This is a genomic window from Vibrio sp. 1401 (assembly GCF_033340295.1).
This window is the reverse complement of sequence record NZ_JAWOWF010000003.1, coordinates 55872-76771: the sequence shown is the minus strand read 5'-3', so window position 1 is coordinate 76771 and position 20900 is coordinate 55872. Positions and strand designations below refer to the sequence as shown.

The 20900-nt window shown below is 44.3% G+C and carries 16 protein-coding genes and 1 tRNA gene; 9 read left to right on the top strand and 8 right to left on the bottom strand.

Annotated elements, in window-relative coordinates:
- Window positions 1–24: 24 nt before the first annotated feature.
- The gene (locus R7Z77_RS02635; protein ID WP_005380728.1) at window positions 25–888 is read left to right on the top strand and encodes an ion transporter; all 864 of its coding nucleotides are present in this window, start codon (window positions 25–27) and stop codon (window positions 886–888) included.
- 57 nt (window positions 889–945) lie between these two features.
- Here R7Z77_RS02635 and asd read toward each other — a convergent pair whose 3' ends face one another.
- Window positions 946–2061, bottom strand: coding sequence for an aspartate-semialdehyde dehydrogenase (gene asd / locus R7Z77_RS02630; RefSeq protein WP_005380727.1), 1116 nt, complete (start codon window positions 2059–2061; stop codon window positions 946–948).
- 431 nt (window positions 2062–2492) lie between these two features.
- Between asd and nhaC the strand changes: the two genes are divergently transcribed.
- Window positions 2493–3926: a Na+/H+ antiporter NhaC gene (gene nhaC, locus R7Z77_RS02625; protein ID WP_005380726.1), complete on the top strand. Its 1434-nt coding sequence runs from the start codon at window positions 2493–2495 to the stop codon at window positions 3924–3926.
- A gap of 90 nt (window positions 3927–4016) precedes the next feature.
- Here nhaC and R7Z77_RS02620 read toward each other — a convergent pair whose 3' ends face one another.
- From R7Z77_RS02620 to yejK, 3 genes are all read right to left on the bottom strand, one after another.
- Entirely contained in the window at window positions 4017–5180 is a 1164-nt protein-coding gene (locus R7Z77_RS02620; RefSeq protein WP_318136594.1) for a chemotaxis protein, read from the bottom strand.
- Window positions 5181–5284: 104 nt separating this feature from the next.
- Window positions 5285–6613 carry an Hpt domain-containing protein gene (locus R7Z77_RS02615; RefSeq protein WP_053349606.1) on the bottom strand — a complete coding sequence of 443 codons (1329 nt, stop codon included), beginning with the start codon at window positions 6611–6613 and terminating at the stop codon, window positions 5285–5287.
- 82 nt (window positions 6614–6695) lie between these two features.
- Window positions 6696–7694: a nucleoid-associated protein YejK gene (gene yejK, locus R7Z77_RS02610; protein WP_005380723.1), complete on the bottom strand. Its 999-nt coding sequence runs from the start codon at window positions 7692–7694 to the stop codon at window positions 6696–6698.
- Window positions 7695–7779: 85 nt separating this feature from the next.
- Between yejK and R7Z77_RS02605 the strand changes: the two genes are divergently transcribed.
- The 3 genes from R7Z77_RS02605 (at window position 7780) to R7Z77_RS02595 (ending at window position 10083) form a co-directional block, all read left to right on the top strand.
- Window positions 7780–8007, top strand: coding sequence for a YejL family protein (locus R7Z77_RS02605; protein ID WP_005380722.1), 228 nt, complete (start codon window positions 7780–7782; stop codon window positions 8005–8007).
- A gap of 22 nt (window positions 8008–8029) precedes the next feature.
- Window positions 8030–9838 (top strand): DUF3413 domain-containing protein, encoded by a 1809-nt coding sequence (locus R7Z77_RS02600; RefSeq protein WP_213891762.1) that lies wholly within the window; start codon window positions 8030–8032, stop codon window positions 9836–9838.
- 154 nt (window positions 9839–9992) lie between these two features.
- Window positions 9993–10083, top strand: a tRNA-Ser gene (locus R7Z77_RS02595).
- A gap of 194 nt (window positions 10084–10277) precedes the next feature.
- Here R7Z77_RS02595 and R7Z77_RS02590 read toward each other — a convergent pair.
- Window positions 10278–11201: a histone deacetylase gene (locus R7Z77_RS02590; protein WP_005384909.1), complete on the bottom strand. Its 924-nt coding sequence runs from the start codon at window positions 11199–11201 to the stop codon at window positions 10278–10280.
- A gap of 271 nt (window positions 11202–11472) precedes the next feature.
- Here R7Z77_RS02590 and R7Z77_RS02585 point away from each other — a divergent pair, with 271 nt between their 5' ends.
- Entirely contained in the window at window positions 11473–12162 is a 690-nt protein-coding gene (locus tag R7Z77_RS02585; RefSeq protein ID WP_017635826.1) for an SDR family oxidoreductase, read from the top strand.
- Between the two features lie 183 nt (window positions 12163–12345).
- Window positions 12346–12552 (top strand): hypothetical protein, encoded by a 207-nt coding sequence (locus tag R7Z77_RS02580; protein ID WP_005380717.1) that lies wholly within the window; start codon window positions 12346–12348, stop codon window positions 12550–12552.
- Window positions 12553–12596: 44 nt separating this feature from the next.
- On the opposite strand, the gene R7Z77_RS02575 is transcribed toward R7Z77_RS02580, so the two are convergent.
- Window positions 12597–14564, bottom strand: coding sequence for a DNA topoisomerase III (locus R7Z77_RS02575; protein ID WP_017821143.1), 1968 nt, complete (start codon window positions 14562–14564; stop codon window positions 12597–12599).
- A 103-nt stretch (window positions 14565–14667) separates the two neighbouring features.
- The gene (locus R7Z77_RS02570; protein ID WP_005380711.1) at window positions 14668–15216 is read right to left on the bottom strand and encodes an NAD(P)H nitroreductase; all 549 of its coding nucleotides are present in this window, start codon (window positions 15214–15216) and stop codon (window positions 14668–14670) included.
- A 173-nt stretch (window positions 15217–15389) separates the two neighbouring features.
- Between R7Z77_RS02570 and R7Z77_RS02565 the strand changes: the two genes are divergently transcribed.
- Window positions 15390–16706, top strand: coding sequence for an MFS transporter (locus R7Z77_RS02565; protein ID WP_025767195.1), 1317 nt, complete (start codon window positions 15390–15392; stop codon window positions 16704–16706).
- A gap of 59 nt (window positions 16707–16765) precedes the next feature.
- Here R7Z77_RS02565 and R7Z77_RS02560 read toward each other — a convergent pair whose 3' ends face one another.
- Window positions 16766–18778, bottom strand: coding sequence for an NADPH-dependent 2,4-dienoyl-CoA reductase (locus R7Z77_RS02560; RefSeq protein WP_206958130.1), 2013 nt, complete (start codon window positions 18776–18778; stop codon window positions 16766–16768).
- A 224-nt stretch (window positions 18779–19002) separates the two neighbouring features.
- Here R7Z77_RS02560 and sppA point away from each other — a divergent pair, with 224 nt between their 5' ends.
- A complete protein-coding gene (gene sppA, locus R7Z77_RS02555; protein WP_005380705.1) occupies window positions 19003–20853 on the top strand; it encodes a signal peptide peptidase SppA in 1851 nt (616 codons plus the stop codon).
- The last annotated feature ends 47 nt before the right edge of the window (window positions 20854–20900 follow it).

Genomic DNA, 20900 nt, shown 5'->3' with positions numbered 1-20900 from the left:
ATTGTATGATAGAGCGATTCAACAATGGATCGCTTTGTCATGACGACTGACTCTCTTAAACATACTCTATATGTCACCATTTTTGGTACTCATACCAAAGCTGGTAAAACGTTCGATATTGCTCTCATTATCGCGATCATCAGCTCGTTAATCGTACTGGTGTTAGATTCGATACCCTCCGTTCGGGCCGAGTGGGAAAAAGAGCTGAAGTTTATTGAATACACATTTACTGGCCTATTCACGATTGAATACCTTCTAAGGCTTTATTGCTCTCCTAAACCTGCCGCCTACGCAAAGAGTTTTTATGGTGTCGTCGATTTACTTGCGATTTTGCCCACTTATTTAGCACTCTTCTTCCCATCCGCTTCGTTTATGGGTGTGATCAGGGCGCTGCGAGTGATGCGAATATTCCGCATACTCAAGTTAGTCCGATACCTCCAAGAGTCCAATATCCTCTTACGTTCACTGCTTATGGCGCGCAGAAAGATTTTTATCTTCTTTAGCTCCGTCGCCATTATGGTAACGATTTTCGGCTCATTGATTTTTATCATTGAAGGACCTGAAAACGGATTTACTAGCATTCCTAAAAGTATTTATTGGGCGATCGTGACCATCACAACGGTTGGGTATGGTGACTTGGTCCCTCAAACAGACCTAGGTAAAGGGCTTGCATCACTCACCATGTTACTGGGTTATTCCATTTTGGCGGTACCTACAGGTATTTTCACTGCCGAACTGCACCAAGAGATGCAATCGCACAAAGTATTGGTGAAATGCCCAAACTGCTCCCACGCAGGGCACGACTCTGACGCAATTTACTGTAAACATTGTGGTAGTGAACTAGCCGATCCAGACAAAAGAGTCGTTCGAACGGAAGACGACGCATGAAAAAAGAGCTCCCTACGGAGCTCTTTTATTTTGTCATCAAATAAAGGATTGATGTGATTATGCTTTCTCAGACAGAATAATTCTCAGAGTACGACGCAATGGCTCCGCAGCACCCCAAAGCAGTTGGTCACCAACAGTGAAAGCATTTAGGAAATCATCACCCATTGCCATCTTACGTAGACGACCCACTGGTACAGACATTGTGCCCGTAACTTTTGCCGGTGTTAGCTCTTGAGCAGTGATGTCACGGTCGTTAGGAATCACTTTCACCCAATCGTTATGAGTGGCGATGATTTCTTCGATTTCGTCCATTGGTACATTTTGTTTAAGCTTGATAGTAAGTGCTTGAGAGTGACAACGCATCGCGCCAATACGCACACAAGTACCGTCAATTGGGACAGGTGAACTTTGAGAGCCCAAAATTTTATTCGCCTCGGCGCCCGCTTTCCACTCTTCTTTACTCTGACCATTATCGCGCTTCACATCGATCCATGGGATCAACGAACCAGCTAGTGGCACACCGAATTTATCGGTAGGGAAAGAGCCGCTGCGCATTGTATCCGCGACTTTCTTATCGATATCTAGGATAGAGCTTGATGGGTTTGCAAGTTCAGAGCTAACAGAGTCATTGATAACGCCCATTTGCGAGATCAATTCACGCATATTTTGCGCACCAGCACCAGATGCGGCTTGGTAAGTCATTGCGCTTGTCCACTCAACAAGGCCTTTCTCAAATAGACCACCTAGCCCCATTAGCATTAAACTAACCGTACAGTTACCACCGACAAATGTGTTCGTGCCACCGTGGATGCCTTGTTGGATTTGCTTTAAGTTCACAGGATCAAGTGTGATGATCGAATCTTCAGCCATACGTAGCGTAGAGGCCGCGTCAATCCAGTAGCCTTTCCAACCAGCCTGACGAAGTGCAGGGAACACTTTTTCTGTGTAGCTACCACCTTGACAGGTGATTACCGCATCAAGCTGTTTTAAGCTTTCAATATCATATGCGTCTTGCAGTAAGCCTGCGTCTTTTCCTAAGTTAGGAGCAGGAATACCAACTTGAGAAGTACTGTAGAATACTGGTTCGATTAGGTCGAAGTCTTTCTCTTCAACCATACGCTGCATAAGGACTGAACCAACCATACCGCGCCAACCAACTAAACCAACTCTCATCGTATTAACTCTCCATGTATTAAAAAACCTACCCCATAGTTAATTTTTCACAGCAAAATCTCAACCCCTATTTTGTAAATAAGCGCGTTTTTTAACCTTTTCCTCTGAAAAACCGGGTTACACGAGATTTTTTAGTGTTTGGTTTGCGGTTTTAACCATTTTTCAAGTAGGGAAAGCACTTTAGTCCCCTAATTGGTCTTACCACTCAATGAGAAAATAACACATGAAGCACAATAATTTCACATTACACAACATTTAAAACCAAAAAAGTTAAAACAAACTAACAGTTAATTTCACAAGCAAACGTTTTTACCGACGAACATCAAGATAAAACACCAAATGTTCGAAATATAATTTTTGTTAATGTATGTTATGCGCGATTACAACAAGGAGCGCCTTCCTCTATTGCTCCAAGATTGACAGAGGCACATATGAAGCAAGTTACACCACGCCTACCAAGCTTGATACAGGTATTTATCTCGCTCGGTTTATTTCTCCTGCTGGCATTTTCGTTCACAGCCAAGCTAGACCTACCGATTCAGCTAGCGCTATACATCGGTTGGTTCATTGTCATGATATTGGGCATAAAGCTTGGCCATCAGTATAAAGATCTGGAAAAAGCAGCACTAAATGGCATTTCCAATGGACTTGGAGCCGTTTTAATCCTTTTGGCCGTTGGCGCGCTTGTAGGTACTTGGATCTCTGGTGGTATTGTTCCAACCATTATTTACTACGGCCTTAAAGCAATCCACCCTTCCATCTTTTTGCTCGCGACCATGATCATCTGTTCATTGACTGCGCTAGCGACTGGCACGTCTTGGGGTGCGGCTGGCACGGCAGGTATTGCAATGATGGGTATCGGTCAAGGTCTTGGTGTTCCTGCGCCAATCACTGCAGGTGCCGTACTTTCAGGCTGTTACTTTGGTGACAAAATGTCGCCTCTATCGGATTCAGTAATCCTTGCTTCATCTATGTCTAACGTTGAAGTGATGGAACATATTAAAGGCATGTTGCCGATAGCACTCATTAGCTACATTATTACAGGCATTATGTTTACTGCATTTGGCTTCCACTACGCAGGTCAAGTTGACATGAGCCAGGTAGACTCTGTCATTAAAGCGATGGAACAGCAGTTCTACATCACCCCTTACTCATTTGTTCCTGTGATCATCGTATTGTCACTTCTAGCGATGCGTATGCCTTCATTCCCAGTGATCAGTTTTGGTTCTCTGCTAGGTATTATTTGGGCAGTGATGATCCAAGATGTCGATTTCCTAACCGCGTTCAACACGGCTTGGGCTCCGTTTGCAATCTCATCTGGCGTAGATTTCATTGACTCAATCCTTAACCGTGGCGGCATGTCTTCAATGCTTGGGTCGGTAGCGGTTATCGTATTCGGCCTTGGTTTTGGCGGTCTACTAGATAAAGTAGGCGTGCTAGAGACTATCGCGAAGCTGTTTGAAAAACGCGTTCAAAGTGCAGGTTCATTGGCAACAAGCACAATTGGTACGGCCTTTATGGGCAACGTATTTGGTTCAGCGATGTACGTTTCACTTATTCTGACCCCAAAAATCTGTGCGAAGAACTATGACCGTCTAGGCTACAAACGTAAGAATTTGTCTCGTAACGCAGAATTTGGCGGCACGCTAACCTCAGGTATGGTCCCTTGGAGTGACAACGGTATCTACATGGCCAGTATTTTGGGTGTTGCTACACTGTCTTATGCCCCGTTCATGTGGCTGAGTTTTGTATGTATCATCGTAACGATCTTCACTTCTTACATGGGTTGGTTTGTTGATAAGTGCGAACCAACAGCAGAAGCAGTTGAAGAAGCTGAAGGCGAATTAAAGCAGCAAACCGCTTAACTTCGCAGAGATAGGAAGAACCTCTCTTCCGAATTCAATACTAAAAAAGAGCGCTTTAAAGCGCTCTTTTTTTATTTCCAAAACAAATCGTTAGCTTTGTTTGACTGGCGTTTTCACGGCTGAACGCTTCCCAAACCAATAGCCCAAGCCAAGCGGTGCAAAGAATATAACGGCAATGAACAGAATAAAGTAGATGATGGTACTTTTGACAAGTTCAATCAGCTTAGTCATTGCGAGATTCACAACCTCTTGCGACACTCGATCCATATCTTGAGCAAACTTCTCGCGCTCATGGGTAATGATCTGTGCGATTTCTTGGCGCTCTCTGGCAACCATCAGCTCTATAGCTTGGCGTTCTTCACCCAACTGAGATAAACGCGCCTCCGTCCTTTGATCGATATCGTCAACCAAAGGTTGTAACTCCAGCGCCATTTGCTCTGCCAAATAACGCATGTACTCTGGGTTGTTATCGATAAAATCCCTCACCGAATCAGCGGTAACTTGCAAACTATTGAGCGCCGCATTGACTTTTTCGATACTGGCAGAGCTACTCAAGGCCAACAACTGCGCTTTCCACGTCATAATTTTTGGTGTCTGTTCTGATACCAGACTTAGACGATCAGAGACATCCCCGAGTGCTTCTGGCATCGTGCCTAGCGTTGTAACGGCTTCCTCTTCGCTAATTTGGTTTGCATCTAACCACCTACGGTAAGCCGGAGTCCTAATCATGCTTAAATCAGCGAAGGGATGCTGCTTGGCGAACTCTGCAACAAACGTTTGTGTCTTGATGTATGCTTCTTTCTTCAATAAAGATTGAGCCAGTTTATCTACCTCTTTCGCTAAATAAACGGAAACTAACTTGGCCTCATCGGACGCAAAGAGCTCATTACCAGAAGCGGTAGTAAAAAACTGTTCCATTTGTAGCGTGAAAGTCCATGTATCAATCAGTGCAGCCATTGGGGACACTTGGTATGCAGAAGCTTGGATGCCTTCTTCAGCATTTATCTTCCAAAGTAAAATATAAGATTGATGAACTTCATCATGAGGCTCATATTGTTCGTGTAGTGCGTCTGCTGCTTGCTCAACCTGAGCAAAAAACTGCTGCGCATACTCACGAGTCAAAAGACGCATATTGAGCTCTTGTTTGGTAAGAGGGACGGTTTGACTCTCGATCTTGACTTCGAGCAGGGAGCACCCTGAAAGCATCATAACCAGCCCTATCAACATCATTGAAGACATTCGGCGAACGGACATGAAAACACCTTTAACAAATTGTATAGAACAGGAATAAAGCGAACTAAGTCATATAGTTCGAGCCTTTATTACCTCAACTCTTATGACATTAAGTCAGAGCAATATCAATCTGTTAGCGCTTCTGTTATCTTTTCACTATTGAGAACATTATTAGCAAAAAGTATGGTTTGTTTTAGGACATCATCTAAACATGCCAACTTCTCTTCCGGCACTTTTTGCCCTTGTTTAATCAACAGTTCAATATCACCCGAAATACAGTGCAATGGCATTGCACCTAAACTCCCTGAGACCCCTTTAAGACTGTGTGCGGCTCTTTGCGCTTGCTCTTTATCCTCTTCTAACAGCTGATACATTTTAGTGCCATCGCCAGAGTGGTCCTGAATAAAGACCTCCAGTAACATCCGCACAGCGCCCTCGTCACCAGACAGAGAATCTAACATTTTATTGATATCTATGTACGGCTCACGTTCCACTACTTCCACTTGTGATGAATTCACCTCATTACAACTTTTTTCGTTCATTTGGACGTTTTGAAAATTTTCTGACTGAGCTGAGGGAACAGTGTTAGCTCCATTTTCATCATCGCCAACTTGCTCTGACTTTTTATCATCGGTTCTGGGTAGTGGTATCGGTTGAATCGTTTTTGGGGAGAAGGCTCCCAATGAAATGAGGAAAAGGAGCAAACCACTGATTACAGACAGCCAAACAATAAAAGTCATTAGCTTCTGTTCCAACTTATCATTTATCGAAGTTAACTGGTTCGGGAAATCTGGATTAAGCAGTTGATTAGATAAATAACTGCCCTGTGCCTGAGCAGATAGTGCGCTTGAGGTTTGAGCAAGCTGGCGCTGAAGAGCACTTCGCTCTTCGGGAGAGAGTGCCTCTGATTCAATAAAAAGTCGGTCTAAGTCACGGTAAGTATCGCTATTCGTTGCAGAGTCACTAAAGACAGACTCAAAAACAAGCGCACCTAAGCGATAGTACATTGCCTGAATTTGCTCAGAGTTTTCTGTTCGAGCACGGCTGCTTCGTAACTGTTCTGCTAACGAAACCAATTCACTGTCACTTCTCACAAAAGCTCGAGCACTTTCTAAAAATCGGTCGGTCGTATAAAGCAATTGAGTGATATCTGGTGTGATTTTCCCTTCAGAAAACTCACTTTCAAGCTGTAAGCGAACTGCATAAGCCAACTGAAGTTTCAGTGAAATTTGGTCGACGTGTTTAACACGGTAAGGCAGATCGAAGTTAAAAAAGTGCCTGACTTCTTCAACTTTACTTCCTAACTCATTTACAGTCGAAATCGTTTGAATCGTTTGTTTGGCTTGCAGCCAAATGCCAAGTGCTAAAACACACCACAAAACGAACCAGAACCAAACAAACCGCCGTATTCCTTCTTTTAGCTTCAGCAACACTTGCCCCTCGCATATCTCCATTAATTACAAGCATATACTATGGATGTTTCTTATTCACATAAATAAAGAGAGCCGTTTGCTCTCTTTATTTAACGATATGATTTTAATTGCGACTTAACTGATCTTTTAGATTTGGAGGCGTCCCTTTAATCGTTAAGGTATCCGTCTCTGGATCATAAAAAATACGCTCGCCAAGTAAGAGACTATCGAAGCTAATATTCAAACCACCACCAGCTCCAACAAATTTAGTCAGTTTGCGAACCGTCGCACGATCACCTGGGAAAGACTCTTCAAGCTCGTACCCTTGCTCTTTGGTGAAATCCATAAAGCTCGTGCCATCTTGGCTTTGAGGAAGCTCTCCGGAAAGCTCTGAGATTTGAACCTCATCACCGGATTTAATTTGCTCATTGCAGTAGTCGTAAACTTGTTTCTTGTACTCGTTCACTTCTTGCTTTTCTAGCTTCGAGTCAGCACAAAAATCATCCACCGCCTGCATCAACACTAAGTTTTGTTGTTTAGTATCTAAGCCAATATCCGCTTGCAGAAAATCTAGGAAGAAGTCCGCCACTTTACGGCCAACGCGTCCTTTAATGTATTGCAGATAACGATTGGATTCCTTGTCGGTCTCGTAGCTCGACAGGTCGATGCGTGCGGCAATATCCATTTTGGTGATATCAAGGTAATCTGTCGCACTGATGTCCAAACCTTCGGTCACTTTTAAACTCTGATTCATTGGTAAGATACCGATGAACAAGTAGTCCGTTGCTAAACTCTGATACTCAGCGAAAACCAAGATACCTTCATCCGCAAATGGGTACTTAATCAACTCTTCTTTCAAGCGATTTGCACTAATTTGTGAGAAGTCGTAAAAATCTCGCTCTCCTTTGCGCATTTCTTGAAGCCAAAATTGAAATTCGCTGTCTGACTGGAAAGCGCCAAAACCTTTACCAGCTTTAGAATGGAATACTCGGTGAAGCTCAGCGACTAAGTTTTCTGTAGATGCATCGTTCTCTAATGATGCTGGACGAAAGTTTACAACCAGCTCGTCCTGATCGTTTTTGCACAGTTGATGCAGAATAACGTTTGAAAGATGAAGACTCATAGTGATTTTATCTTGCTACAAGGTTTTAGTTGATGGGCATTGTAGGTTATCATAAGCCGCTTTTACTATCATTATTAGAGTCTTTATGCCGATTACATCTAAATATACTGACGAGCAAGTAGAAAAAATTCTTGCTGAAGTAGCAACAGTTCTTGAAAAACACGCTGCTTCTCCTGAGTTGACGCTAATGATTGCCGGAAATATCGCAACCAATGTCTTAAATCAACGTGTTGCTGCTTCACAACGCAAAGCGATTGCTGAAAAATTTGCTCAGGCGCTGATGTCTTCTTTAGAAACACCAAAAACACACTAATCACGGACAATAGAACACATACATGGTAGACAGCGGAAACTCATACGGCGAACGTGTATCTCGACTAGTTGGTTGGGGTCACTGGTTTGCATTCTTCAATATCGTTGCGTCGATGTTGATAGGCACACGCTACATTGTTCAGTCTCCTTGGCCCGAGACGTTACTTGGTCAGTTTTATCTGGCGGTTTCTTGGGTTGGTCACTTTGGCTTTCTAGTTTTCGCACTTTACTTGCTTGTTCTATTCCCGTTGACGTTTATCCTGCCATCGCGGAAATTGTTCCGTTTGGTGGCAGTGATTTTCGCAACCGTTGGGCAAACCATATTATTAATTGATACCCAAGCGTATCAGTCGATCAATTTGCACTTAACTCCCGTTGTCTGGGAGTTACTATTCAGCGAAGACAAAAGTGCACTCAGCACTGACCTACAACATTTATTTGTTGTGATGCCGCTGATCTTCCTTGTTCAACTCGCACTATCCGAATGGGTATGGCGAAAACAGCGCAAACTATCTCATAAGCACGTAGGACGCCCTCTCGCGGCCGTCTTTTTCCTCAGCTTTATGACCAGCCATTTGGTTTACATTTGGGCAGATGCGTATTTTTACAACCCAATTACTAGCCAGCGTTCAAACTTCCCGTTGTCTTACCCGATGACAGCGAAGAGTTTTATGGAAAAACATGGTCTACTTGACCGTGAGGAATACCTAAAACGTTTAGCAGAAAACGAAAGCAACGTAGAGTTAGTCAACTACCCTCTTGAAAAGCTTGAGTTTAACCGCCGAGTTAATAAGCTCAATGTGTTGATGATCAGCATAAACAATTTACGAGCGGATGCGCTGAACCAAGAAGAGATGCCTAACCTCTATGAGTTTGCTGAAAACAATCAGAACTTCCGTAATCATTACAGCTCAAGTAATGATACATACGGGGCCTTTGGTTTGTTCTATGGCTTACCGACCAGTTATGCATCAAGCATCAAGGCGCAAGGTGCTTCCCCAGTATTGCTCGATGTACTGAAAGATCAGGGCTACAACTTTGGTTTATTCAGTGGCAGTGGGTTTGAAGATGATCTCTACTCAGAAATTATTTTCCGCGACTTGAACTTAGCGGAAGACCTAGATGGCACGCAAGCTCATACCGATAAACAATCTATCGCAAACTGGAATACATGGTTAGCAGAGAAAGCAAGTCAGCCATGGTTTAGTTACATCGAAGTCACCACCGTTGATAATTTTGAATCGATTCCTTCAAATAATGACGAAGAAATGCCTGCAAGTGAGCGATTCAAAAAAGCTTATGAATATGCAGTGAAGTCGGCGGATAGAACTATCGCCGGTATTATTGATGAACTGGAAACGACGGGACAACTGACAAACACCATCGTAATCATCACTTCTAATCACGGTAGTGAATTTAACGAAACCAATACGAACAGCTGGGGAGCAAACAGCAACTACAGCCGTTATCAATTACAAGTTCCGATGGTGATCCATTGGCCTGGAATGCTGGCTGGCGAATTTAATCACAGCACAAGTCACTTGGACCTCTCAGTTACACTGTTGCAAGATATGCTCGGCGTATCTTCCAACCCATATGATTACAGTAGTGGTCGCAACCTATTCGATGAAAGTCGTCGTCGCTGGATCTTGGCAGGCGATACTCGCGAGCTTGCCTTAATTACTAGCTCACAAACCACAGTGATCGATAAGTTTGGCAACTACAAGCTGTATGACAAAAACTACAAACGACTTCGAGATGATGCACCGAAGTTGCCAGTTTTGATGCAAGGTTTAACTGAGTTACAGCGTTTTTATTCTAAAAACGATTAATACCTAGCAATCCATATACTATTCAAACTCCCCTTTTTGGGGAGTTTTTGTTTATTTCAACAACACAAACCACAAATTTGCGCAGTAAACATCCAATCAGTTCAACTAGGGGTTTACAACATTTTCAAAGCCTTATATTATGCGCCTCAACAACGGAGAGATGGCTGAGTGGTTGAAAGCACCGGTCTTGAAAACCGGCATACGTTAATAGCGTATCTAGGGTTCAAATCCCTATCTCTCCGCCACATTTAGAAAAAGCCCGCTAAGAAATTAGCGGGCTTTTTCGCATCTCCAGACTTAAAAAGATTTGTACAAATCACTTATCACTTCTTGAACGCAACTAAGCACTCCGCCACACTCAGAAAGAACCCACAAAAAATTAATGCCCTTTTCGTTCGTTCCAGTGTTGAATCAATTTGATATTTACGTCTAGTTGTATCTACTCATCAATAAAGACTTCTTTAGCGGCATTGATAAGCTGCAAATGGATTGGGACGAGGTCAGCATGATTCGTTCGATATCCACCTCCAACGACAGCTGCGACAGGGATACCTCGAGATTTCACTGTTTGCATTAAAAATCTATCACGTTCTAAAATCCCTTGAGTCGACACATCAAAATATCCAAGCTCATCGTCTTGATGTATATCGACACCAGCATCGTAGATAACTAAATCAGGGCGATGAAGATTAAGTGCCATATCGACCACTTCTTTAAACGCCATTAAAAAATCCTCATCACCTGTCCCTCGCACCAAAGGCACATCGAGGTCAGACTGAGGCTTCCTCGCTGGGAAGTTTTTATCACAGTGGAAAGAAAGCGTGATGATATCTGGCTCATCGTCACATAAAGTTGCTGTTCCATCCCCATGGTGAACATCACTATCAATGATCAATACTTTATCGACATGCTCGACTTCGAGCGCTTGCCTGGCCGCGATCACTAAGTCATTAAATAAACAAAAACCACTGCCAAACTCTTTGTGTGCGTGGTGATACCCACCACTCAAATGAATGGCCACACCGTACTCAAGTGCCTTTTTTGCGGTCAGAGCCGTGCCCGCTGCTGAAGTTAGCGTTCTGGTAATGAGAGACTCACTCCAAGGAAAACCTATTCGGCGCATCTTCGCAGCTGGCATGTTTCCACTAACAAGTAACTCGACGTATTCCTCGTCATGAACACGTTTTACTTCCCCAACAGTTAATGCTTCGGGCTGGAAAAACTGCGTGTGCTCTTTCCAGTTATCTTTCTCCATATGCACCAATACCGATTCATAGAGGTACTGGTATTTCATAATTGGGTAACGATGCCCCTCTGGCAACTCAAGTTGAGAATAAATCGGGTGGTAGATAAATGGCAGCATGAGAAATTCTTAATAACAATGGTAACGAAATAGTATCAACTTAAAGGGTTGAATAAAACGCAATTTAATTGATAATGATTTTCAATATCAATTAAATTTAATATACATATGAATTCTACTTTCTTTGCTATTCTCGGCGCACTGTTTGGCTCTCTTTGTGCCCTGTCCCTATTTTCATCTCTTGTTGTTGGTGCGTGGTGGTTGGTTGATTTTATTGTGCTTAACTAACACAATGACTTTCAACTGAAATCAAAAAAACATAGGTGTTTGTATGAGTCAAACCGTCTTTATTACCGGAGCAAATCGCGGCATTGGCCTTAGCTTAACTGAGCTGTACCTGAAGCAAGGCCACCAAGTACATGCTACTAGCCGTTCCTTAGAGAACAGTTCAGAACTACAAACTCTAGCCTCACAATTCAGTAATTTGGTTTTGCACGAACTGGATGTCACTCACTACGAACAAGTCGCTAAGCTTGCCGATAAACTCCCTGCCATCGACTTACTCATCAATAATGCAGGATATTACGGCCCCAAGGGATATGGCTTTGGAAACACTGACGTAGAAGAATGGCGTAAAGCCTTCGAAGTAAACACCATTGCACCGTTAAAACTGGTTGAGCACTGTTACCCTCGCTTACAACAAGGCAAGATAAAAAAGATTGCTTGTATCTCATCAAAAGTGGGGAGCATGACCGAAAATACGTCCGGTGGCGGTTATATTTATCGCTCATCGAAAGCGGCGCTTAACTCGGTTGTGAAAAGCTTAAGTAATGATTTAACACCTGAAGGATTTACCGTTTTAGCGCTTCACCCTGGTTGGGTAAAAACGGCGATGGGCGGGCCAAATGCTTTGATAGATACGCAAACCTCCGCGCAAGGCCTAGCGAACGTGATAGAGCTGAGCACACCGCAGCTTTCAGGTCGATTTATTAACTACGATGGTACTGAGTTACCTTGGTAGCAGCATTAAGACACAACCATCACTAAACCAAATACCATCAAAGCCAGGCTTCATAATCGTGACTTGGTTGGCAAACATAATGTTCATCAGTGATCCACCAGCATAATTCACGCAATCTAACTTGAATTTATCTACATCCAATCCAGACTTAGGAAAAAGTAGAACAAATAAGGAGAAAGCACGATGGCAGCAGATAGGGATTTGGTTAATTTTAGCGAAGAGCACGAACTAAATTACTGCTTGAGAAGTGCTGGTAAACGCCAAACTCAAGCGAATCGAGATACATTAGTTGACTTGGGCAACCAGGTGAAAGAGGTACTGGACAAACGCGTGTTAACTCAAGGTGAAGTAAGAGGCGCGATCCAAAACCACGGTGACCTGTTCGAGTAATCTATTTTCAAGCATGCGCGGTGTTTAATTACACCGCGCTTGTCCTATGCCTGCTTACCTTTGGTTGCACGAGATTTAGTCGCGCCACCATTCTTTGAATAACTGCGCTTTTTACGTTTAAACGCAGGACGTTCCACCTTGGGTAAATGACGTAATGAATCAGGGATAGGGCCTGCTTTTACTTGTGCCATCAAGCTATCAATGCGTTGTTCCAGTGCTTGCATGAACGGCTGATATGCTTGATTTCTCTCTGCCATACCTTGTAACTGGTGCTCCCAATGAGCCGTCATATCAGGGTATGTTGAATCTTCTGGCAAGGCATGAATGAGACCTCTTCCCGCAGGAGAACTGAGAATTGACTTACCTTGACGCGTAAGCAGTTGGCGTTTGAACAGCGTGTCCAAAATACCAGCGCGAGTCGCTTCCGTGCCTAGCCCATCAGTGTCACGAAGGATTTTTTTCAGTTCTTTATCCGCAACGTAACGGGCGATCCCGGTCATCGCTTGCAACAGCGATGCTTCGGTAAAATGCTTTGGTGGCTCGGTTTTTCGGTCTTTTATTTCCCCTTCACGACAAGTTAACACGGTGCCTTCGGGTAGCGGTGGCACGGCATCAATACCTTCATCTTCCTTGTCAGTTTTGCCCATTAGCGCTTTCCAACCCGGCGAAACTAACTGACGACCTTTCGCGACAAACGTACCACCAGCGATATCGAAAACCAATTTCGCTTCTGCGTAAACCGCCGCCGGATAGAACTGCATGAGGTACTGGCGCGCAATCAATTGATACACTTTCATCTCATTGCCGGAAAGCGCATTCACATTAGCTTGCTTCGGTGTAGGGATAATCGCATGGTGCGCATCCACTTTTTTATCGTTCCAGGCTTTGGACTTTAATGTTAAGTCTGCTCCCTGAACGGCAACTTGCAACTCTTTTGCGTTATTCGCAATAGCAGTTGTCACCGTCCCTGCTTGTGAGTAGTGTTCCATCGGTAAATAGCGACAATCTGAACGCGGGTAAGTGATCAGCTTGTGCTTTTCATACAATGCCTGACAAGTATCTAGTACTTGTTGCGCACTCATACCATAGCGCTTCGCGGCATCGATCTGTAAGGCAGATAACGAATAAGGTAATGGTGCTGATTGCTTGGTTTGCTTTTGTTCCGACTCCGTCACTTTTGCAGGTTGATTTGCGATGCGGTTTGCAACATTTTCCACCAACTTACGGTTTAACACTCGACCTTCTTCGTCCTGCCAAGGCTTGCATGCCTCACTTGGCTTCCAACGAGCACGAATATCAAAAGTACCATTGGCATCTTGATATGGGATCAGAGCATGTAGGGTAAAATAGTCCTTCGGGACAAAGTTTTCGATTTCTTCATCACGACGCACCACTAAGCCAAGAACTGGCGTTTGCACTCGCCCTACCGAGAGAACACCTTGATACCCTGCTTTTTGACCAAGCAAGGTATAAGCACGAGACATGTTCATACCATACAGCCAATCAGCCCGAGAGCGGGCCAATGCAGAAACTGAAAGTGGGATAAACTCGCGATTACTGCGCATAGAACTGAGTGCGCGTTTAACCGCAGGTAAGTTCAAGTCGGAAATCAGCAAACGCTGTGTGGATTCCTTCTTGGTTTTAGATAACTTGCAATAGTCCAGAACTTCATCAACTAACAGCTGACCCTCTCGATCTGGGTCTCCTGCATGAATGACTTCGTTAGCTTCTTTGAGCAATTTACGAATCACTGTTAATTGCTTACTTGCGCTTTTCCTCGGTCTGAGCTGCCATTGCTGCGGAACAATTGGTAAATCTGCCATATTCCACTTTTTATAACGCTCATCGTAAGCGTCAGGTTCGACTTGTTCGAGCAAATGGCCGATACACCAAGTAACGATATCCCCGTTCCCACAGCGGATGAATCCTTGATCTTTCTTTTGAGGGTTTGGCAGTGCAGCGGCAATCGCACGGCCTAAGCTTGGTTTTTCAGCAATAAACAGACGAGACATAACGTTTTGGAAATAAATATAATTAGGGCCACATTAACGAATGTAGCCCTAATAAATCAAGAAAAACTGTATAAATAAACAGTCAATTTATTTAAGTTTTCAGTTATAGAAATTCAACAAACTGAGAAAGGTCACGCTCAGGAACTTTCATCGGTGTACAACCAGGCGTGCCTAAGTACAAGAAACCAACAATCTCATCGTCACCTTCTAAACCAAATGCTTGATGAACTTCTGGATGGAACATCCACTTACCTGAGCGCCAAAACCCTTGAAAGCCTTGCGCTACGGCTGCCATTTGCATCGCTTGTACAGCGCATCCCGCAGATAAGTGTTGCTCTAGTGCTGGTACTTTCTCATGTTCTGTTACTTTAGCAATCACCGTGATCACCATTGGTGCGCGAAATGGGGCATTCTTTACCTTTTCGACCACCGCTTCATCACTATTTTCAGCTTCTGCCGCTTTTACCAAGATATCTGACAGTTTTTTCAAACCATCGCCCTGTGCGATAACGAAACGCCAAGGGGTTAATCCCGCATGGTCAGGCGCACGAAGGCCAGCACGAATGATGTTCTCAAGAGCTTTACCTTCTGGTGCAGGCGCGGATAACTTCGCGATAGATCGGCGATTGAGCAAAAGATCGAGAGCGTCCATGAAAGAATCCTTATTGAATATCGTTGTTATTTTGTTTACGCCACTTTAGCACAATCTGCTCCTGCGAATAACAACCGGTTTTCTGTGGGCTTGATAACGTGCTTCACTTAACATCAATCTGGGTTTAATGTTAATTTATTCGCGAAATGAATAAGTTGAACATAGGCAGGTTGATGAACAAGGACAAACAAAACAGCATTTACGAAAAGATCGTTAATGACGAAGATGCCCGTGCCTGTAAGGCGATTCCTGAATCAGCTTGTCATCAAGTTCCCGGCAACTTTCTTAAAATCATTCTCGCTCAGTTTTTAACGAAAGTCGGCGATGCGTTAATCAATCCTAAAGTCACGTTGCCGTGGATACTACAAAGTCTCGGGGCTCCGGTTTACTTAATTGGTTGGCTGGTTCCTATTCGTGAGTCAGGATCCCTTATCCCACAACTTAGCATCGCGCACTACATCCGACGCATTCCAGTAAGAAAATGGGTCTGGGTAATTGGCAGTATCTTGCAGGCTCTTTCCATATTTGCAATCGGATTGGTCGCATTAACTCTAACAGGAGCAGCTGCGGGTTATGGTGTGATTGCATGCCTTGTGATCTTCAGCCTCTCACGCGGTTTAAATTCCGTCGCATCAAAAGATGTATTGGGCAAAACCATCCCTAAAAACCAACGAGGTCAAGTCAACGGCTGGTCTTCAAGCGCTGCTGGCCTGGTTACGCTGCTTTTCGCTAGCCTTCTGGCACTAGCCTGGTTATGGGACGTAGAGCCGACAGAGCGCTTTTACGGTCTGAGTTTAGGCTTAGCGGGCGTCATATGGCTCATCGCGGCATTCGTCTATGCGCGAATTAATGAGTATGCCGGTGAGGTAGACGGTGGTCGAAATGGCGTCCTCGAAGCATTTAAACAACTCGCGTTACTTAAGACAGACGTGACCTTTCGTCGATTCGTTATCACGCGGACACTATTTTTATGTTCTGCGCTGAGTGCTCCGTACTACGTTGTGCTGGCACAGCAATCTCTGGGGGGACAGCTCTGGGTGCTAGCTCTCTTTATGTTTGCGAGTGGCTTGGCCTCCTTTGTGTCAGGTCCTTTCTGGGGAAGAATGTCCGATCGCTCTAGCCGCAGTGTGATGGTCATCGGCGCAATGATGAGCGCGCTACTTGGCGTTGTTTTATTTGTTTACGATACATGGGTCACCGCTAGCCAAAGCTTCCTATTCGTGATTCCTCTGCTTTACTTTTGTGTTTGTATTGCCCACGACGGAATACGAGTCGGACGAAAAACCTATTTAGTTGATATCGCAGAAGGTGACAAACGGACGAGCTATGTAGCCGTGAGTAACACAGTGGTTGGGATAATGCTGCTTCTAATGAGCTCTCTTGGTGTTATGTCGAACTTCTTGAGCCTTTCAGCTGTGGTGTTAGTGTTCTCTTTTATTACTTTTGCTGGCGTGGTAATGGCCAAACAACTGCCAGATATCAGTGACTAGTTCTATACAAAAAAGCTGCGCTCAAAGCGCAGCTTTTATGGTAAACACACATTAAAAGGCTAGAGTTTTACCGCCAATTTAACACCTTGACGAATCGCACGCACAGCATCAAGTTCACCCGCATGGTCAGCTCCGCCAATGATATGAATCTTATCTCCAAGTTCAGACCATTTATCTTCAAACGGACGTACAGACTCTTGCCCAGCACAAATGATAACTTTGTCTGCATTAAGTACCTGCGCGCTTCCGTCTACATGAATGTGCAAACCTTGATCATCAATTTTATCGTAAGACACGCCACCGACTAAATGTACGCCCCGTTTTTCAAGGGTACGTTTATGGATCCAACCTGTCGTTTTACCCGGACCTTTACCTACACGACCTTTACGACGCTGAAGTACCCAGACTTCTTTATCGCTGACTGCATCAGGGTAAGGATATAAACCACCCGGCTGAGACATCTCCTTGTCGATTCCCCATTCATGCAACCAGTCATCCAACGTTTGTCCAACTGGCTCTGTGAGCATGGTCGCGACATCTACGCCAATGCCACCAGCACCAACGATAGCCACTTTCTCACCGACTGGCGTTTTGTCTCGAATGAGAGTTTGATAGTCGACGACTTTCTCTGGGTTATCAATTCCATCAATATTGACTTTACGTGGCTCAACACCCGATGCCATCACTATCTCATCGTACTCTGTGAGTAAGTCATAGTTCGCTTCCGTCGATAAGTGCAGATTCACGCCTGTTTCATCAATACGGTTAGCGAAATATCGTATCGTCTCTCGAAACTCTTCCTTACCAGGGATCTGCATCGCAAGACGGAACTGACCACCGATGCGGTCGTTCTTTTCGAACAAATCAACCTTATGGCCACGTTCAGCCAGTGTGGTCGCACAAGCCAAGCCCGCAGGTCCAGCACCAACAACTGCAATGTTTTTCTTTTTAAAGGCTGGTTCAACAACAATTTCGGTTTCATAGCACGCTAGAGGGTTCACTAAGCAACTGGCGCGCTTACCTTTAAACACGTTATCTAGACACGCCTGATTACAACCAATACACGTATTAATAAGCTGCGCTTTTTCCTGTTCGGCTTTAGCAACAAAGTAAGGATCGGCCAAGAATGGTCGCGCCATCGAAACCATGTCGGCATGACCTGAAGATAAAATACGTTCTGCTTCATCTGGCGTATTTATACGGTTGCAAGTGATAATAGGAACCGAAACGTGAGGTTTAACTTTTTCCGTAACCCATGTAAACGCACCGCGTGGTACTTGAGTCGCAATTGTCGGAATTCGAGCCTCATGCCAACCGATACCCGTATTAATAATCGTGACGCCAGCCTCTTCAAGTGCTTTCGCCAATTCGATAACGTCTTCAAAAGTGCTGCCCTGCTCGACAAGATCCAGCATAGAAAGACGGAAGATGATGATGAACTTGTCACCCACCGCCTTGCGTACCGCTTTAACAATTTCTAGCGGAAAACGCATACGTTTTTTATAGCTGCCACCCCATTCGTCGTAACGCATATTAGTACGTTTACATAAGAATTGGTTTATCAAGTAACCTTCCGAGCCCATTAACTCGACGCCATCATAACCAGCAAGCTGTGCTAACTCCGCACTATTAGCAAACGCGTCGATGGTTTTCTTTATCTGGCGGTCGCTCATTTCACTCGGAGCAAACTTTGCAATCGGCGCTTTAATGCCAGATGCACTTTGCGAGAATGGATGCATTGCATAACGCCCAGCATGGAGAATTTGCAACGCAATTTTACCACCGTGCTTGTGCACCGCTTCTGTCACAACTTTATGGGCTTTAGCATGTTTTGGCTTGCTGAATTCAGCACTCAACGGGTGTAAACGACCGCGTAAGTTAGGAGAAAAACCTCCGGTTACAATCAGTCCGACACCGCCTTTCGCGCGTTCTTCATAAAAAGCAGCGAGCTTCTGTAATCCTTCTTTGTGCTCTTCTAAGCCCGTGTGCATTGATCCCATCAGAACTCGGTTTCGTAATTGTGTGAAACCGAGGTCCAGTGGCTTTAATAGGTTTGGGTACATGGCAGACATCACTTAACATCCATTGTTATTATCATGGTCTGACCAGATTAAGCCTGCTCAACCAAAAAATCAAACAAGCGTTTACATTTTTGTAACACCGATCAATCTCGTGTGAAAATATGCCAATTGTTGAGTGGTCGTGATAAGCTAAAAAAATGTTATCTTTTGAGATCTTAGAGATAAGAACCCATACTTTGTTAGACTCGGCGTAACTATCTCGTTATGGAGACAAGATGAAAAAACTCTTCAAATTTATTGGTTTGATATTTAAAGGGATATGGAAAAGTATCACTTTCATCAGACTCGCACTGGCAAACCTAATTTTCTTGCTGATGATTGCCGTTTTCTACTTTGCCTTTACTTATACCGGAGACGGTCAACCTGTCGTCGAAAAAGAATCGGCATTGGTGATGAACCTTTCAGGCCCAATTGTCGAACAAAGACGTTATGTAAACCCAATGGACTCTTTTGCTGGTTCCCTTTTGGGTAATGAGTTACCGAAAGAAAACGTCCTTTTCGATATCGTTGATACTATTCGCTACGCGAAAGACGATCCTAAAGTATCTGGATTAGTGCTAGCACTGCGAGACATGCCAGAAACAAATCTCACGAAACTGCGTTACATCGCGAAAGCGTTGAACGAATTTAAAGCGTCAGGCAAACCCGTTTACGCCGTAGGTGATTTCTACAACCAAAGCCAATATTACTTGGCAAGTTACGCTGACAAAGTTTATCTGGCACCTGATGGTGGTGTATTGATTAAAGGTTACAGCGCTTACTCAATGTACTACAAAACGTTACTTGAAAAGCTTGACGTTTCCACTCATGTTTTTCGCGTAGGTACTTATAAATCCGCTATCGAACCGTTTATTCGTGATGACATGTCCGATGCGGCGAAAGAGTCAGCAACACGCTGGGTTACTCAATTGTGGAGTGCTTTTGTTGATGACGTAACAACAAACCGAAACATTGATGCGAAAGTGCTTAATCCAACCATGGATGAGCTGATTAACGAGATGAAGTCTGTAAATGGCGATATTGCTCAGCTCGCAGTCAAACTGGGGCTAGTGGATGAACTTGCGACACGCCAAGACATTCGCACTCTATTTGCAAAACAGTTTGGTAGTGACGGCAAAGACAGCTACAACGCGATTGGTTACTACGACTACCTTGCAACGATTCGTCCCGATTACACACTACCTCAGCACGACATCGCCGTTGTTCTAGCCAGTGGCGCGATTATGGACGGTCAACAACCTCGCGGAACTGTTGGTGGTGACACGGTCGCAAGCTTGCTGCGTCAAGCACGCAATGATGAAAAAGTGAAAGCGGTCGTATTACGAGTAGATAGTCCAGGAGGCAGTGCCTTTGCTTCTGAAGTGATTCGTAACGAAGTAGAAGCTCTGAAGCAAGCAGGTAAGCCGGTTGTTGTATCCATGTCGAGTTTGGCCGCTTCTGGTGGTTATTGGATTTCAATGAGCGCAGACAAAATCGTTGCTCAGCCAACAACCCTGACGGGCTCCATTGGTATATTTAGTGTCATCACCACGTTTGAAAAAGGCTTTAGCAAGTTAGGTATTAATACTGATGGCGTTGGCACATCGCCGTTCTCAGGTGACGGTATTACCACTGGCCTTTCTGAGGGCGCGTCTCAAGTGTTCCAATTAGGTATCGAACACGGTTACAAGCGCTTTATTTCTCTAGTTGGCGAGAATCGCGATATGTCTCTAGAGGAAGTTGACAAAGTTGCTCAAGGTCGAGTTTGGACTGGCCAAGATGCACTATCCTTTGGTCTTGTCGATCAAATGGGTGACTTTGATGATGCTGTAGAGCTAGCGGCGAAACTAGCGAACGTGACCGATTACGGCATTTACTGGGTAGAAGAGCCTCTTTCACCTACTGAACTATTTCTGCAAGAGTTTATGAAACAGGTGAAAGTCTCTCTAGGTATTGATGCAACAAGCTTGCTACCAAAAAGTCTTCAACCCGTAGCTCAACAATTCGAACAAGACGCAAGCTTGCTCCAAAGCTTCAACGATCCTAAAGGTCAATACGCATTTTGTTTGAACTGCCAAGTGCAGTAGTTTTTCCATCAATATTACAAAGGGCGCTTCTACTTGAAGTGCCCTTT

Excerpts from the sequence above, each read along its gene's own strand:
- R7Z77_RS02635 (WP_005380728.1), top strand. The coding sequence starts at position 25 with ATGGATCGCTTTGTCATGACGACTGACTCTCTTAAACATACTCTATAT.
- asd (WP_005380727.1), bottom strand. The coding sequence starts at position 2,061 with ATGAGAGTTGGTTTAGTTGGTTGGCGCGGTATGGTTGGTTCAGTCCTT.
- nhaC (WP_005380726.1), top strand. The coding sequence starts at position 2,493 with ATGAAGCAAGTTACACCACGCCTACCAAGCTTGATACAGGTATTTATC.
- R7Z77_RS02620 (WP_318136594.1), bottom strand. The coding sequence starts at position 5,180 with ATGTCCGTTCGCCGAATGTCTTCAATGATGTTGATAGGGCTGGTTATG.
- R7Z77_RS02615 (WP_053349606.1), bottom strand. The coding sequence starts at position 6,613 with ATGGAGATATGCGAGGGGCAAGTGTTGCTGAAGCTAAAAGAAGGAATA.
- yejK (WP_005380723.1), bottom strand. The coding sequence starts at position 7,694 with ATGAGTCTTCATCTTTCAAACGTTATTCTGCATCAACTGTGCAAAAAC.
- R7Z77_RS02605 (WP_005380722.1), top strand. The coding sequence starts at position 7,780 with ATGCCGATTACATCTAAATATACTGACGAGCAAGTAGAAAAAATTCTT.
- R7Z77_RS02600 (WP_213891762.1), top strand. The coding sequence starts at position 8,030 with ATGGTAGACAGCGGAAACTCATACGGCGAACGTGTATCTCGACTAGTT.
- R7Z77_RS02590 (WP_005384909.1), bottom strand. The coding sequence starts at position 11,201 with ATGCTGCCATTTATCTACCACCCGATTTATTCTCAACTTGAGTTGCCA.
- R7Z77_RS02585 (WP_017635826.1), top strand. The coding sequence starts at position 11,473 with ATGAGTCAAACCGTCTTTATTACCGGAGCAAATCGCGGCATTGGCCTT.
- R7Z77_RS02580 (WP_005380717.1), top strand. The coding sequence starts at position 12,346 with ATGGCAGCAGATAGGGATTTGGTTAATTTTAGCGAAGAGCACGAACTA.
- R7Z77_RS02575 (WP_017821143.1), bottom strand. The coding sequence starts at position 14,564 with ATGTCTCGTCTGTTTATTGCTGAAAAACCAAGCTTAGGCCGTGCGATT.
- R7Z77_RS02570 (WP_005380711.1), bottom strand. The coding sequence starts at position 15,216 with ATGGACGCTCTCGATCTTTTGCTCAATCGCCGATCTATCGCGAAGTTA.
- R7Z77_RS02565 (WP_025767195.1), top strand. The coding sequence starts at position 15,390 with ATGAACAAGGACAAACAAAACAGCATTTACGAAAAGATCGTTAATGAC.
- R7Z77_RS02560 (WP_206958130.1), bottom strand. The coding sequence starts at position 18,778 with ATGTCTGCCATGTACCCAAACCTATTAAAGCCACTGGACCTCGGTTTC.
- sppA (WP_005380705.1), top strand. The coding sequence starts at position 19,003 with ATGAAAAAACTCTTCAAATTTATTGGTTTGATATTTAAAGGGATATGG.